The organism is Treponema sp. R6D11, assembly GCF_054786075.1.
On record NZ_BDHD01000985.1, the window covers coordinates 1 to 420 of the forward strand.

Below are 420 nucleotides of genomic sequence, written 5' to 3' on the forward strand. Positions count from 1 at the left end.
GTGCCGTACGGGCCGGACGCCGCTTCCAGGGCGAAAGCCAGGGATTTTGCGAATTCGCTACTTAAAGAAATAGGATCGAACCCGTCCAAATTCGACGAAGTCGTATCAAGAAGCCACGTGCCGAATTCAGGTTATATAGCGGGAGACGGTGGGTTCCTTCCGCGTAACCATGAAGCGCAAAACTTAGTCGGACAGGATTTTATAAATATCGCTTTCAGCCTAAAACAGGGCGAAGTGTCCAAGTTAATTGAAGGGACTCCCGGGTATCAAATTATTAAAATTACGGAAAATTATTCCATGAAGCCTCTTGATCTTGACGATATTCTTCAACCGGGAACCAACGTCCGCGTAAGGGATTATATCAAGCAGGCTTTAATGAACGAAAGACAGCAGGCTATTTTGACGAAAGCGTCCGAAGAG

At 46.7% G+C, this 420-nt stretch carries 1 protein-coding gene; it reads left to right on the forward strand.

All coding sequences use genetic code 11. The features are described 5' to 3' along the window. On the forward strand, nucleotides 1-420 hold a 420-nt coding region (locus ACYVTD_RS17120; RefSeq protein WP_461248846.1), incomplete at both ends, for a peptidylprolyl isomerase.